Annotated in this window: 12 protein-coding genes; 5 read left to right on the forward strand and 7 right to left on the reverse strand. The window is 61.3% G+C overall.

What is annotated here, in order from left to right; all coding sequences use genetic code 11:
- Positions 1–24 precede the first annotated feature (24 nt).
- Complete coding sequence (locus CFI11_RS01580) at positions 25–1,191, forward strand: DUF3095 domain-containing protein (protein ID WP_371687461.1); 1,167 nt, start codon at positions 25–27, stop codon at positions 1,189–1,191.
- Between the two features lie 754 nt (positions 1,192–1,945).
- On the opposite strand, the gene CFI11_RS01585 is transcribed toward CFI11_RS01580, so the two are convergent.
- The 7 genes from CFI11_RS01585 to CFI11_RS01615 all read right to left on the reverse strand — a co-directional run bounded on the left by CFI11_RS01585 (position 1,946) and on the right by CFI11_RS01615 (position 8,885).
- Positions 1,946–2,716 (reverse strand): HpcH/HpaI aldolase/citrate lyase family protein, encoded by a 771-nt coding sequence (locus CFI11_RS01585; protein WP_130402406.1) that lies wholly within the window; start codon positions 2,714–2,716, stop codon positions 1,946–1,948.
- Between the two features lie 9 nt (positions 2,717–2,725).
- Positions 2,726–3,523 (reverse strand): 2-oxo-hept-4-ene-1,7-dioate hydratase, encoded by a 798-nt coding sequence (gene hpaH / locus CFI11_RS01590; protein ID WP_130402408.1) that lies wholly within the window; start codon positions 3,521–3,523, stop codon positions 2,726–2,728.
- Positions 3,520–4,374, reverse strand: coding sequence for a fumarylacetoacetate hydrolase family protein (locus CFI11_RS01595; RefSeq protein WP_130409896.1), 855 nt, complete (start codon positions 4,372–4,374; stop codon positions 3,520–3,522). Before CFI11_RS01595 ends, hpaH begins: the two co-directional genes overlap by 4 nt.
- The gene (locus CFI11_RS01600; protein ID WP_130402410.1) at positions 4,374–5,795 is read right to left on the reverse strand and encodes a pyridoxal-dependent decarboxylase; all 1,422 of its coding nucleotides are present in this window, start codon (positions 5,793–5,795) and stop codon (positions 4,374–4,376) included. Before CFI11_RS01600 ends, CFI11_RS01595 begins: the two co-directional genes overlap by 1 nt.
- Positions 5,796–5,874: 79 nt before the next feature.
- Positions 5,875–6,855, reverse strand: a complete 981-nt coding sequence (gene hpaD, locus CFI11_RS01605; RefSeq protein ID WP_130402412.1) for a 3,4-dihydroxyphenylacetate 2,3-dioxygenase — start codon at positions 6,853–6,855, stop codon at positions 5,875–5,877.
- Positions 6,856–6,990: 135 nt separating this feature from the next.
- Complete coding sequence (hpaE, locus tag CFI11_RS01610) at positions 6,991–8,505, reverse strand: 5-carboxymethyl-2-hydroxymuconate semialdehyde dehydrogenase (RefSeq protein ID WP_130402414.1); 1,515 nt, start codon at positions 8,503–8,505, stop codon at positions 6,991–6,993.
- A complete protein-coding gene (locus tag CFI11_RS01615; RefSeq protein WP_130402416.1) occupies positions 8,502–8,885 on the reverse strand; it encodes a 5-carboxymethyl-2-hydroxymuconate Delta-isomerase in 384 nt (127 codons plus the stop codon). The genes hpaE and CFI11_RS01615 overlap by 4 nt, the downstream gene beginning before the upstream one ends.
- 117 nt (positions 8,886–9,002) lie before the next feature.
- On the opposite strand from CFI11_RS01615, the gene hpaR reads away from it, so the two are divergent.
- The 4 genes from hpaR to CFI11_RS01635 all read left to right on the forward strand — a co-directional run bounded on the left by hpaR (position 9,003) and on the right by CFI11_RS01635 (position 12,768).
- Positions 9,003–9,455, forward strand: coding sequence for a homoprotocatechuate degradation operon regulator HpaR (gene hpaR, locus CFI11_RS01620; protein ID WP_130402418.1), 453 nt, complete (start codon positions 9,003–9,005; stop codon positions 9,453–9,455).
- A gap of 127 nt (positions 9,456–9,582) precedes the next feature.
- Positions 9,583–11,019, forward strand: coding sequence for a circularly permuted type 2 ATP-grasp protein (locus tag CFI11_RS01625; RefSeq protein WP_165390165.1), 1,437 nt, complete (start codon positions 9,583–9,585; stop codon positions 11,017–11,019).
- A gap of 4 nt (positions 11,020–11,023) precedes the next feature.
- Positions 11,024–11,965 carry an alpha-E domain-containing protein gene (locus CFI11_RS01630; RefSeq protein WP_130402420.1) on the forward strand — a complete coding sequence of 314 codons (942 nt, stop codon included), beginning with the start codon at positions 11,024–11,026 and terminating at the stop codon, positions 11,963–11,965.
- Between the two features lie 2 nt (positions 11,966–11,967).
- Positions 11,968–12,768: a transglutaminase family protein gene (locus tag CFI11_RS01635; protein ID WP_130402422.1), complete on the forward strand. Its 801-nt coding sequence runs from the start codon at positions 11,968–11,970 to the stop codon at positions 12,766–12,768.
- Positions 12,769–12,790: the final 22 nt, after the last annotated feature.

Raw genomic sequence — 12,790 nt, forward strand, 5'->3', positions numbered from 1 at the left:
AATATGCAATCATGGCGCCATTCCATGGACGATATGTTTCTGATGACCGATCCCTTTTACGAAAGCCTTCCCCGCGTCTCGGCCTTCAATGCCCTGACGGATCCCGGCGCCTACACCCCGCTGCCCTCCGACTGGAGCCTTGGCCTCTCTGATGTGGTCGCCTCGACCGAGGCCATCGCCGCAGGCCGCTATAAGACCGTCAACATGGTGGGTGCCGCCATCATTTCGGCCATGATGAACGCGCTGGGCGGACGCCCGTTTCCCTTTGTTTTCGGCGGGGACGGGGCAAGCTTTGCTGTCCCATCAGCCGATGCCGACGCCGCCCGTACGGCCCTCGCCGCCGTGCAAAGTTGGGCGGCGGCGGAATTCGATCTGACCCTGCGCACGGCCCTCGTTCCTGTGACAGACGTCCGCGAGGCCGGTCACGACGTGCGCATCGCGCGCTTTCAGGCCTCTGAGGCCGCGGATTACGCGATGTTCCAGGGCGGCGGGCTCTCCTGGGCCGAAGAGCAGATGAAATCCGGCGCCTATGCCCTGCCTGCCGCGCCCCCGGGGACCACACCCGATCTGACCGGTCTCTCCTGCCGCTGGTCCCATATGAAAGCCGTGAACGGCAAGATCCTCTCCCTCGTTGTCGTCCCCCAAGCAGAGGCCGATCCCACGGCCTACCGTGCGGCCCTGACGCGCGTCATCGACCGGGCCGCCCGTCTTGACCGGGGCGGCCATCCTGCCCCGGTCAGCGGTCCCGGCTCCGACTGGCCCCCGCCCGGCGCCACGCTCGAGGCCCATGCGACCCGGCGCGGCGCGTCTCTTGGCCGGGCCCGTCGCAAGGTGCTGGTCGAAACCTTCATCGCCTGGCTCCTGATCCGCACCGGCCTCAAGCTGGGCGGTTTCGATGCTCGCCGCTATGCCCGCATCGTCGGCGCCAATGCCGATTTTCGCAAAATGGATGACGGGCTTAAAATGACGCTGGACTGCGATGCCGCCACCCAGCAGGCGCTCGAAGCAGAACTGTCAGAGGCCGCCGCTCAGGGCATCCTCCGCTACGGCATCTCCGTTCAGGACGAGGCGATGATGACTTGCATCGTACCGTCCTTCCTTCAGGACGATCACGTCCACTTCATCGACGGCGCCTCCGGCGGCTATACGCAGGCCGCGGCCCTTATGAAGGGCCTCAAAGACATTGTTTAGAGGCCTTGCTTAGTTCTTTTGTTTTAACCGGTGGCCATCTGCGGCCCCTATAATGGACATTGCAAATGAGAGCCTGAAAAGGCGAAGTATAGTCCACTGGCAAAAACCGAAACACCTAAGAAATCCAAGCTATCGCAGACCATGCGCAAAGAAGCGGATCGCAAATATACCTATCCCCAGAAAGAACGTGTACGATAAATAGGGCCGAAGGTGAATAAAGCCCACCTTGAGAATGCGCTCGATCGAGGCATCTTCCGGAGCCAAAGAGGCCAATAGAGATAGGGTAAAGACCGCCAAGAAGGACGAAAATATAGCGTATAGCTTTAACGACCTTAGTATGGGCCACCTTATAAAGATAATAAGCATCGGTATCGCGGATAATGTTATCGCAGGCTCAACGGCTTGGGTAAAAGATACGAGAGATATCTTTTCTGCTTTGAGAGTTGCAAATAGCAACATACCTATGAACGTGCATAGCAGAAGAAATATATCTCGAAGATATTTATTGTAAGTCAAGAAGTTATACTTTCTGGCGCTGGTCCTTTACGCCGTTCGCCAAGCAGCATTTTGCTGGTGCATCCTAGCTCTCTGGTATGAAGGGCTGTTCTTTTGGGTAAACGCGGTTGCTTGACATGCGCGCGTCAGCATTTCATCGGTTCATGATTGCCCATTAATAGAATGAAATTCATCTACGCAGATCAAGCCAATCCTTGGTATCGAAAAGGGAATTTCGGCGGGATTTTATCTGAAAATATCACTCCTGACGCCAGCTCGCCGCCTCCGCCCGTGCCTGACCGGCCAGCATTAGAACGTCCACGCCCACCGCCAGAAACCGGGCGCCCCAGTCTCTATAGCGCTCTGCCACATCTCTCTGCACCGACAGGATGCCCGGCGCCTTGCCCGCTGCCGCGATCCGTCCCAGCGCGTCGCGGATCGTCTCCTGTACCTCCTCCGCGCCGCTATCCCCGCCATGCCCCATGTCGGCGGCCAGATCCGCTGGCCCGATAAAGACACCGTCCACGCCGTCGACCTGCAGAATGCCGTCCAGCGCCGCGACGCCTGCGCGGCTTTCCACCTGGACCAGCAGGCAGATCTGCGCATCCGCCGTCTCCACGTAGTCCGGCACCGACGCGAACCGGGTGGCGCGCCCCAGCGATGCCCCCACACCGCGCACGCCCTCCGGCGGATAGCGCACCGCGCGCACCAGGTCTTTCGCCTGCTCGGCGCTCTCGACCATCGGCACCAGCACCGTCTGCGCGCCGATATCCAGCACCTGTTTCAGCATCCAGGTCGCGCCGATGGGCAAGCGGACCACCGGATGGCTCTCGCTCGCCTCCAGCGCCATCAGCTGATCGCGAAGCGAGCGGATGTCGTTGGGCGCATGCTCCCCGTCGATGACCAGCCAGTCAAAGCCCGCCGTGCCCATCACCTCCGCTGCGTAGGCGTCGCCGAGCCCCAGCCAGCAGCCGTAAAGCGTCTCTCCCGCCAGCAGGCGCGTCTTGAACGTGTTTTCAGGGGCCGCCATGATCTCTCCTTAATCGAATGTCACCGTCACCGTGCCAAAGGGCCCGAAGTCGGCGAAAAAGTCGGCGCCCGCCGGGGCCTCAACCGGTCGGATGAACGATCCCGACAAAACGATATCCCCTGCCGCGATCTGTTGGCCGTAGCGGTTCAACCGTTCTGCCAACCACAGCACCGATGTCACCGGATCGTTCAGAACGCCCGCGCCCAGTCCCGTCTCTTCCACCGTCTCGTCCCGGCGAACGATCGCGCCCACCCAGCGCAGGTCATGAGCCTCTGGCGCATGTCGCGCGCTGCCCAGCACCAACCCTGCATTCGCCGCGTTGTCGCTGATCGTATCGCAGACGTTGCGCACCCGTCCCTCGGCGTCTTTCCGCAGGATGCGCGTGTCGAGGATCTCCAGCGCCGGGGCCACATAGTCGGTCGCGGCCAGGACATCTTCGCGCGTCAGCGCTTTGCCCGACAGATCGTCCTTCATCACAAAAGCAATCTCCGCCTCCACCCTTGGCTGGATGAAGCGGCCCGGCGGGATCTGCGCGCCGTCCTCGAACAGCATGTCGTCCAGCAGCACGCCGCTGTCGGGCGTGTCGATCCCCAGCGCATCCTGCATCGCCCGGCTGGTCAGGCCGATCTTCCAGCCGATCCGCCGCCGCCCCGTCGCGATCTTGCGCGCGACAAAGGTGGCCTGAACGGCATACGCATCCTCCATCGTCATCTCCGGATAGCGCGCCGACAAGAGCCCGATCTGGTTGTTGAGATGCTCCGCCGCGAACAGCGCCTCTGCGGCCTCGTCAATCTCCTCCGGGGTCATGCCTCGTCCTCCACCGTATTGCGTAGGATGCCGATCCCCTCGGCCTCCACCTCCACCACGTCACCGGGTTTAAGGAATTGCGGCGGGTCCAGCCGCGCGCCCGCGCCGGTGGGGGTGCCGGTGACGATGATGTCGCCGGGCACCAAGGTGGTGAAGGTCGAGATATAGGCGATCTGCCGCGCCACGGGAAAGATCATCCGACTGGTGCGGTCGTCCTGCCGCACCTCTCCGTTCACGCGGGTGGTCAGGCGTACATCGGTGATTTGCGCAGCATGGGTAAAGGGCACCAGCCACGGCCCCATCGCACCGCTGCGGTCGAAATTCTTGCCCTGCGTGACGTTGAATTTCGCGTGCCGGACCCAGTCGCGCAGCGTGCCCTCGTTACAGAGCGTCAGCCCCGCGATGTGGTCCAGCGCCTCGGCCTCCGGGATGTGCCGCCCGCCCTTGCCGATCACCACGGCGATCTCGCCCTCGTAGTCCAGCTTGTCGGACGCGCGCGGCCGGATCAGCGGCTGATCATGGGCCGTGAACGAGCGTGGGAAGCGGATGAAGAGAGACGGGTTCGGCGGTGCCTCCTGCCCGTCCTTGTACTCGGCATTGCGGTCGGGGAAGTTCACGCCGACGCAGATGATCTTCTCCGGGTTCGGGATCGGGATCGTACGAAATGTCGTACGAACCTCCCAAGTCTTTGCCTGCCCCACGGCCAGCGCCAGCTCATGCAGGCCATCCGCCGTAATCGCATCCCGCAGGGTCGGCCAGTGCGGAAAGTGGGGCGAGAGCGGGACGAGCCCACCTTCCGTCTCGGCCCCGTAGAACGCCTCGTCGCCGATGCGGTAGCTGACGAACCGGATCAAAGCAGCGCCCCTGCAATCTCGGTGATCACGTCATAAGCCATGCGCACATCCTCCTCCGTCGTCTCGAACTGCCCCGCCTGAAACCGGATCACCAGCGCACCATCCACGCGGGTTTGTGTCAGGTAAATGCGGCCATCGTCGTTGATCGCATCGACCAGCCGCTGGTTCAGCGCGTCGCCTGTCCCCGCAGGGACACCACCGTGCGGTGCATAGCGAAAGGTAAAGAGAGACCACATGGGCGGGGTCACGATCTCGAAATCGGGATGGGCGGCGAGACGGTCATGCAGGTCCCGAGACCAGGCAATGTGATCGCGCAGGCGGGTGCGAAGCCCCTCCAGCCCATAGGTTCGCAGGACGAACCAGATCTTGAGCGCGCGGAAGCGGCGGCCCAGGGCGATGGACCATTCGGAATAGTTGATGATCCCGTCTTTTCCATGTGTTTTCAGATACTCAGGCTGGATGGCGAGGGTTTTGACAAGGGTCGACGGGTCTCTGAGAAAATGGGCAGAGCAGTCGAATTGTACGCCCAGCCACTTATGCGGATTGAAAACGATGCTATTGGCCCGATGCGTGCCGGTCCAGTAATGCCGGAATTCCGGACAGATCATCGCAGAGCCGGCCCAGGCGGCATCGACATGAGTGTAAAGCCCTTCGGCTTCGGCCACATCCATGCAGGCCTCGATGGGGTCAGTGGCCCCTGTCCCCGTGGCGCCGACGCTGAGGATCAGGCCCGCGGGCAGGTGACCCGCCGCGCGGTCTGCGGCGATGGCGGCGCGCAGCGCGTCCGGATCCATGCCGCGCCAGTCGCCCGCGATGGGGATGCGAACAAGGTTCTCCTGTCCGATCCCGGCGATCCAGATGGCACGGTCGATGGAGGTGTGGACCTCGGGCGAGCAATAGATGCGCAGCCGTTTCTGACCGGAAAGTCCATGGCTGTTGCCCGTCCAGTCGAGTGCCTTTTCCCGCATGGTCAGCACGGCGGCAAGGGTGGCCGACGACGCGGTGTCCTGAATGACGCCCTGAAATTCACTTGGCAGATCAAGGGATTGGCGCAGCCAGTCCATCATCCGCGTCTCCATCTCTGTGGCAGCCGGAGAGGTCTGCCAGAGCATGCATTGCGGCGCGATGATGGAGGCGAGGTATTCGGCAAGGACCGATGCGGGCGCGGCGTTGGAGTTGAAATAGGCGAAAAAGCGGGGGTGCTGCCAATGGGTCAGACCCGGCATCACGATCCGCTCGAAATCCTCCATGATGGCGGTCATATCCTGCCCGTCTTCAGGCGGGCTTTCCGGCAATTGCGCCAGCATCTCTCCGGGTTCCACCTGAGCCCGCACGGGGCGGTCGGATTTGGTGCGGTGATAGTCGGCACCCCAAGTGGAGAGCCTCTTGCCCCAGCTTTCGAAGTCGTCCCAATTCATAATGCGATCCTTGACCTACTGGCCCTTATGGTGCGCGGCTGACAAAGAGGTGCGGTTTTCTGCCGTTCAATTGTAAGCATCACGGGGCTACGATGGGTTGAGCCTTCAAGGCAGGCTCTTGCGGTGTGATGTCTTCGAACACGCTGCCTTCCTCAAACCAGCTTTTCGGCGCGGGGGCGCCCCAGAGGGTCTGGCGTTGCGGGTCGGTGAGGCTCCAGCGGATGGGTTCGAGGTCGGGATCGACGGTCTGGTAATCGGAGCAGTAGATCTCGATCCGGTGGCCGTCGGGGTCGCGGACATAGAGGAAAAAGGCGTTGGAAATGCCATGCCGTCCCGGGCCGCGCTCGATATTGGCGACGTACCCGGTCGTCGCCATTAGATCGAGCAGGTCGATGATGTTGAGCGGCGTGGGCACCCAGAAGGCACTGTGATGCAGGCGCGGGCCGCGTCCGTTGGTGAAGGCCACGTCATGCACGCCCCCCTTGCGGTGCATCCACGCGGCCCATAGGCGGCCGGTTTCGTCATCTTCGGTATACTCGGTCGTGCGGAAGCCCATGTCGTTGTAGAAAGCGACTGTCTCGTCCACATCGGCGCTGAACATGTTGAAATGGTCGATGCGCAGGGGTTTGACGCCGTTGTAATGCCGGTAGGTCTGGTGGAGGGAGGGGAGCCGGTCCATCCGAACGTAGAATTCAAGCGGGATGCCCCACGGGTCCCGGGTGCGCAAGGTCGGGCCCATGAACGGTTTTTCGATCCATACGGTGGGCAGGCCCTTGGATTTGAAGAAGGTTTCCGCCTGGTCGAGGTCGGGTTCATCATAGAGTTTGAAACCGAGAACGCCGACATCGGCCCGATTGGCCTGGGTCAGGGAGATGCAGTGATGGCCCCGCTCTTCCATGGCGCGCAGATATAGGCTTGTGTCGGTCTCATTGGTGACCTGCAGGCCCAGCGTGTCGACATAGAAGGCGCGGGAGGCTGCAAGGTCGGTGACACGGTAGTCGACGTGGCTGAGCCGGACGATGTTGAAGGGCGGGTAGAGGTTGGGCGCGGGGACGGGCATGTCCGGGTCCTGTCAAATTGAGCGCGTGCCGCGCGTGTCTTTTGTTCATTGGGGGCTGTCTGCCCCCAAACCCCAGTTCCTTTATGGGGGCCTTCTGCCCCCAAACCCCCGAGAGTTTATTCGGCAAGATGAAGATCAGCCCTGGCCGAGTTTGGGGATCTTGTGCGGGCCGGTGGCGAAACCGATGTGTTTTTGCTCCATGTAGAACTCAAAGGACCAGTCCCCGCCGTCGCGCCCGATGCCGGAGGCTTTGACGCCGCCGAACGGGGTGGGCAGGTGGCGGACATTTTCCGAATTTACCCAGATCATGCCCGCTTCGATCCGGTCTGTCACCCGCAAGGCGCGGGTCAGGTCATTGGTCCAGACATAGGCTGTGAGACCATAGGCGGTGTCGTTGGCGATGCGGATGGCGTCCTCTTCGGTGTCGAACGGGATGGCGGTGAGGACGGGGCCGAAGATCTCGTCCCGGGCGATGGCCATATCGTTGGTGGCTTTCGTGAAGAGGGTGGGCGCCACATAGTGCCCCGGACCTTCCGGAACGGTGCCACCCGCGGCGATGGCGGCGCCTTCGCGGCGGGCGGTGTCGAAGTAGCCCGCGACCTTGGAGAGGTGCGTGGCGTGGATCAGGGGGCCGATTTCGGTGGCGGGGTCCAGAGGGTGGCCGACCTTGAGGTTTTCGACACGGGCCGTGAGTTTGGCGAGGAAATCGTCGGCGATTGACGATTGCACGAGCAAACGGGACGAGGATGTGCAGCGTTCGCCGTTCAGCGAGTAGATCATGAAGATCGCGGCATCGAGCGCGCGGTCGAGATCGGCGTCGTCGAAGACCAGAACCGGGTTTTTGCCGCCCAGTTCGAAATGGACGCGCTTGAGGGTGTCGGCGCCCTGGCGCATGATCGCGCTGCCGGTTTTACTTTCACCGACAAACGCGATGGCGCGGATGTCGGGATGTTCGGTGAGCGCGCGCCCGGCCTCCTCCCCCAGACCTTGGACGACATTGAGCACGCCGGGGGGCAGACCGGCCGCTTCGCAAATCTCGACCAGCAGACTGGCTGTCAGCGGGGAGAATTCCGCGGGTTTGTGAACGACAGTGCACCCGGCGGCAAGGGCCGGGGCAATCTTCCAGGTGGACAGCATGAACGGCGTGTTCCAGGGCGTGATCACGCCGACGGGGCCGATTGGGACACGCGTGGTGACATTCATCAATGTGGGCGAAGGGAGAGCGTGCCCGTCGCGGGCGGCAGGGGCCCGATCGGCGAAGAAACGGAAGTTTTCGGCGCCTCGCAGGGCAGCCTTTGCCATGAAACGGATCGGCTGGCCGGTATCCCAGCTTTCGAGCACCGCTATGTCGTCTGCGCGTGCTTCGATCGCGTCGGCAATCTGGTGAAGAACGGCCTTGCGGGAGGCTCCCTCGAGGTTGCGCCAGTCCGGGAAGGCCGCCTTTGCCGCGCGTGCAGCGGCATCAATTTCGTCTTCGCCCGAACGTGCGACGGCACAGATTTCGGTTTCGTCCACCGGAGAAGTATTCGTGAAATGCGTGCCCGACGTCGCCTGAGATCGCTGCCCGGCGATGTGGTTGCCAACGCCACTTTCCCGGAACTGCCGGAGCAATGGCGCAAGACGATCGAGGTTAGCGGTCAGATCCGTCATGTTTCGATATGGTCCCGGATTGTGCTGGTTTTGGGCGAAAGCTTGTCGTCGATTTCGCGCAGTTCCAGGGAGAGCGCGACGGAAAACTCATTCAGGACAGGCGTCATAAAGGCCCGGGCCGCATCGAAAAGCGCTGTGGCGGCGGCCTGACGGGTTTCAAGGTCCCGACCTTCGCGCAGGCGGACGCAGATGTCGATATATCCATGTGTCTCCGCGCCATCCGCAATGGAAACATGATCGACCCTGAGGGCGCGCACCCGGATACCCGGCATGGGAAACACTCCGGTCGCGATGGCGGCTTTTCGCAGACAGTCACAGAGCGCACGGATATCCGCGCGCTCTTCCATGTTGGGTGAATAGTCCAGCGTTATATGTGGCACGAACCCTCCATATATTAACATGTTTAGTAAATTTTGCCACACATGTCAAGTAAAGCATGTCCGGGCTTGACAGGAAGGTGCATTGCGTCGGGGCGGTTTGATCGGCAAAACTCTACCATGTCCACACAAAAGCCCCTGCCGTCCACATCTCGGTCCTTGCCGATTGCGCTTTTGCGCGCGCGTGAACGGGTGATGGGGCCGATCCGGATGATGTTGACGGATGTCGGGATCACCGAGCAGCAATGGCGTGTATTGCGTGTGCTTGAGGAAACCGGTCCGCTGGACCCGACCCGTATCTCGGAAAAGGCGTGTTTATTGCTGCCGAGCCTGACGCGCATCCTTCAGAAGCTTGAAGAGAAGGAACTGATCCTGCGCAGCCGGGATCAGACCGACCGTCGGCGTCAGGTGATTTGCATTACAGAAGCGGGAGAGGCGCTGATCGAGGCAAATCTGTCCACAAGCATCGCGTTGACCGAACGGTTGCGCCGCGAAATGGGGCAGGATCGGTACGAAGCGCTTTTGGATCTGTTGAACGATCTGTCGAACCTGGATCTTGATGGGATGCCTTGATTCGGTGTCCGCGCGGAAATTAGGCAAGAATTGCATTGATCGCCCAAAGAATGGGCATACCAATTGCTGATATCTGTGCATTCATATGGTTTTTGCCAAAACTCGCTGCCCTGTTAAGGTTTCACCTATGACAAATATCCCCGCCTTTTTTAACGAAATGTATGGCAGGCCGGATGCCGATGATGTGCCGCGACCGCCATACCAAGAATATTGCACATGGTTTTCCGGCGAAGATGTGAGCCGGTTGCGCCGCAAGTCGACCGAGGCCGAGGCCTTGTTTCGGCTGACCGGCATTACGTTCAACGTCTACGGTATGGACGAGGCGACTGAGCGGCTGATCCCCTTTGACCTTGTCCCGCGTATTCTGACGGCAAAGGAATGGACGCTTTTATCCCGCGGGATCGAACAGCGGGTTCGGGCGATCAACTCGTTCCTGCACGACATCTATCATCGACAGGAGATCGTGCGCGCGGGGCGGATCCCGGCAGAGATGATCGCGCAGAACGAGGCGTTCCTGCCGCAGATGATTGGCGTCGCGCCGCCGGGCAACATCTACACCCATATCGTGGGGACGGACCTCGTACGGACGGGGGAGAATGAGTTTTACGTTCTGGAGGACAATGCGCGCACCCCCTCGGGCGTCAGCTATATGTTGGAGAACCGGGAGACCATGCTGCACATGTTTCCCGAACTGTTCAGCCGGGTGAAGGTGCGTCCGGTCAGCCAGTACCCCCGAAGCTTGCGCCGGTCACTGACGGCCTGTCTGCCGCCCTGTTGCGACGGGGCGCCCACGCTTGCCGTGCTCACGCCAGGGATCCACAACTCCGCCTATTACGAACACGCGTTTCTGGCCGATCAGATGGGTGTCGAATTGGTGGAGGGGCATGATCTACGTGTGGTGGATGGCCGTGTCGCGATGCGGACCACACAAGGTTACAAGTCGATCGATGTCCTTTATCGCCGCGTGGATGATGACTTCCTGGATCCGATGAACTTCGATCCGGGGTCGATGCTGGGTGTTCCGGGTATTCTGGACGTGTATCGGGCGGGCGGGATCACCATCGCCAACGCGCCGGGAACGGGTATCGCCGACGACAAAGCAATCTATTCCTACATGCCGGACATCGTGGAATTCTACACAGGCGAGACGGCGATCCTTAAAAACGTGCCCACCTGGCGGTGTTCCGAGAAAGAGGCACTGTCCTACGTGCTGGACAATCTCAGCGACCTAGTCGTGAAGGAGGTGCACGGATCGGGCGGTTACGGCATGCTGGTCGGACCGGCGGCCAGCAAAAAGGAACTGGCCGCCTTCCGAGCCAAGCTGCAATCGAAGCCCGCCAATTACATCGCACAGCCGACGCTTAGCCTTTCCACGGTTCCCATTCTGACCAAGGCGGGGCTGGCACCGCGCCATGTCGACCTGCGACCCTTTGCTTTGGCGTCTCCCAAGGGGGTGGAGATCATTCCAGGTGGGCTGACGCGGGTGGCGCTTAAGAAGGGCTCGTTGGTGGTGAATTCCAGCCAGGGCGGCGGGACGAAAGACACCTGGGTGCTGGAGGACTGACGCGATGCTGGGCAAGACAGCGGGCGGCGTCTTCTGGATGCTGCGCTATATGGAGCGGACGGAAAACACCGCGCGGATGATCGATGCGGGGCTGAGGATCTCTCTGACCCGGTCGAGTGCGGCGGAGAGCGAGTGGACCTCGATCCTCACGGCGACGGGCCTTTGGGCGGCCTATAAGGAAAAGAATGACGTGGTCGAAGGCGGGCGCGTCATCAACTTCTTGCTCCGTGACAAGAGCAATCCCGGCAGCGTGATGTCGGCGGTGGAGGCGGCGCGGACCAATGCAAGGCTGGTGCGCACGGCGCTGACGCGCGAGGTCTGGGAGGCGGTGAACGAGTGCTGGATGGTGCTCAAGGATCTTCTGGCCCGGCCTGTCCGGCAACAGGATCTGCCGGTGATCCTGCAAACGGTACGGCAACGGGCGGCCTATGTGCGCGGCTCGCTGCACGGGACAATGGTGCGCAACGACATCTATGATTTCGCGCGGATGGGGACGTTTTTCGAACGCGCGGACAACGCCGCGCGCGTGCTGGATGTGAAATACTATATCCTGCTGCCGTCGATCATGCATGTGGGCACGGCGAGCGACAATGTGCAGTGGGAAACCATTCTGCGCGCGACCTCGTCCACCCGCGCCTATCAGACGCTGCACGAGGGGGAGTTCGATCCGCGCAAGATCGCGCGGTTTCTGATCCTCGACCGCCGCTCGCCCCGGTCGCTTGCCTTTTGCTATGGAAAGATCGCGGACAATCTGGGGTATCTGGCCGAGGATTACGGGGAACGGTTGCCGTGCCACCGGCTGGTGGATCAGATCTGCAATCGGTTTCGGACATCCTCGATCGATCAGATCTTTGAATATGGCCTGCATGAATTTGTCACGGAATTCCTGATCGACAGTCAGGCGCTGGGGCGGCAGATTGAAATAGACTACAGGTTTTACGAGTGAATATGCGTCTGAAGATTTCGCACACAACATCCTATTCCTATGATCAGCCGGTGGCCTATGCCCTGCAGCAATTGCGGCTGAGGCCGAAATCCCGGGCCGAGCAAACCGTGTTGTCCTGGGATGTCGCGGTCGAGGGCGGGCAACGACAGGTTTCCTTCGAGGATGAGCATGCCAATACGGTCGATCTGATCAGCTTTGAACCTGGTGTCCGGGAAATTCGCGTTCACTGCGAAGGGGAGGTGGAGGTTGCGGATACGTCAGGTGTGGTCGGCAAACATACCGGATTTGTGCCGCTGTGGCTGTTTCAGCGCAGCACGCCGCTGACGCGGGCGGGTCCGCAGGTGAGGGCGCTTGTGGCAGCGTTTGAGCGGGAGGAGGGGCTCCTCGAGACGCTGCACGCGCTCTCGTCGCATGTGATCGATGCGGTGCCCTATTCCACCGACCAGACCAGCCCGGATCTCAGCGCGGAGCAGGTGCTGGGTGAAGGTCATGGCGTGTGTCAGGACCATGCACATGTGTTCATAGCGGCCGCCCGCGCGATGGGTGTGCCGGCGCGCTATGTAAGCGGGTATCTGATGATGAACGACCGGGTCGACCAGGACGCAAGCCATGCCTGGGCCGAGGCGCATGTGAAGGGGTTGGGCTGGGTCGGCTTTGATATTTCCAACGGAATTTCACCCGATGCCCGCTATGTGCGGGTCGCGACCGGGCTGGATTATCTGGGGGCCGCACCTGTATCTGGTATGCGATTTGGGGAAGGTGTCGAAAATATGCTGGTCAAACTTCAGGTCGAACAGCAATAATACTGGAAAACCGGTAACGGGA

The organism is Thalassococcus sp. S3 (genome assembly GCF_004216475.1).
In the GTDB taxonomy this organism is placed as follows: Bacteria; Pseudomonadota; Alphaproteobacteria; order Rhodobacterales; family Rhodobacteraceae.

Coding starts and splice junctions, on each gene's coding strand:
- CFI11_RS01625 (WP_165390165.1), top strand. CDS start 9,583: ATGACAAATATCCCCGCCTTTTTTAACGAAATGTATGGCAGGCCGGAT.
- CFI11_RS01600 (WP_130402410.1), bottom strand. CDS start 5,795: ATGAATTGGGACGACTTCGAAAGCTGGGGCAAGAGGCTCTCCACTTGG.
- hpaE (WP_130402414.1), bottom strand. CDS start 8,505: ATGACGGATCTGACCGCTAACCTCGATCGTCTTGCGCCATTGCTCCGG.
- CFI11_RS01635 (WP_130402422.1), top strand. CDS start 11,968: ATGCGTCTGAAGATTTCGCACACAACATCCTATTCCTATGATCAGCCG.
- hpaR (WP_130402418.1), top strand. CDS start 9,003: ATGTCCACACAAAAGCCCCTGCCGTCCACATCTCGGTCCTTGCCGATT.
- CFI11_RS01585 (WP_130402406.1), bottom strand. CDS start 2,716: ATGGCGGCCCCTGAAAACACGTTCAAGACGCGCCTGCTGGCGGGAGAG.
- CFI11_RS01580 (WP_371687461.1), top strand. CDS start 25: ATGGACGATATGTTTCTGATGACCGATCCCTTTTACGAAAGCCTTCCC.
- hpaD (WP_130402412.1), bottom strand. CDS start 6,855: ATGCCCGTCCCCGCGCCCAACCTCTACCCGCCCTTCAACATCGTCCGG.
- CFI11_RS01630 (WP_130402420.1), top strand. CDS start 11,024: ATGCTGGGCAAGACAGCGGGCGGCGTCTTCTGGATGCTGCGCTATATG.
- hpaH (WP_130402408.1), bottom strand. CDS start 3,523: ATGACCCCGGAGGAGATTGACGAGGCCGCAGAGGCGCTGTTCGCGGCG.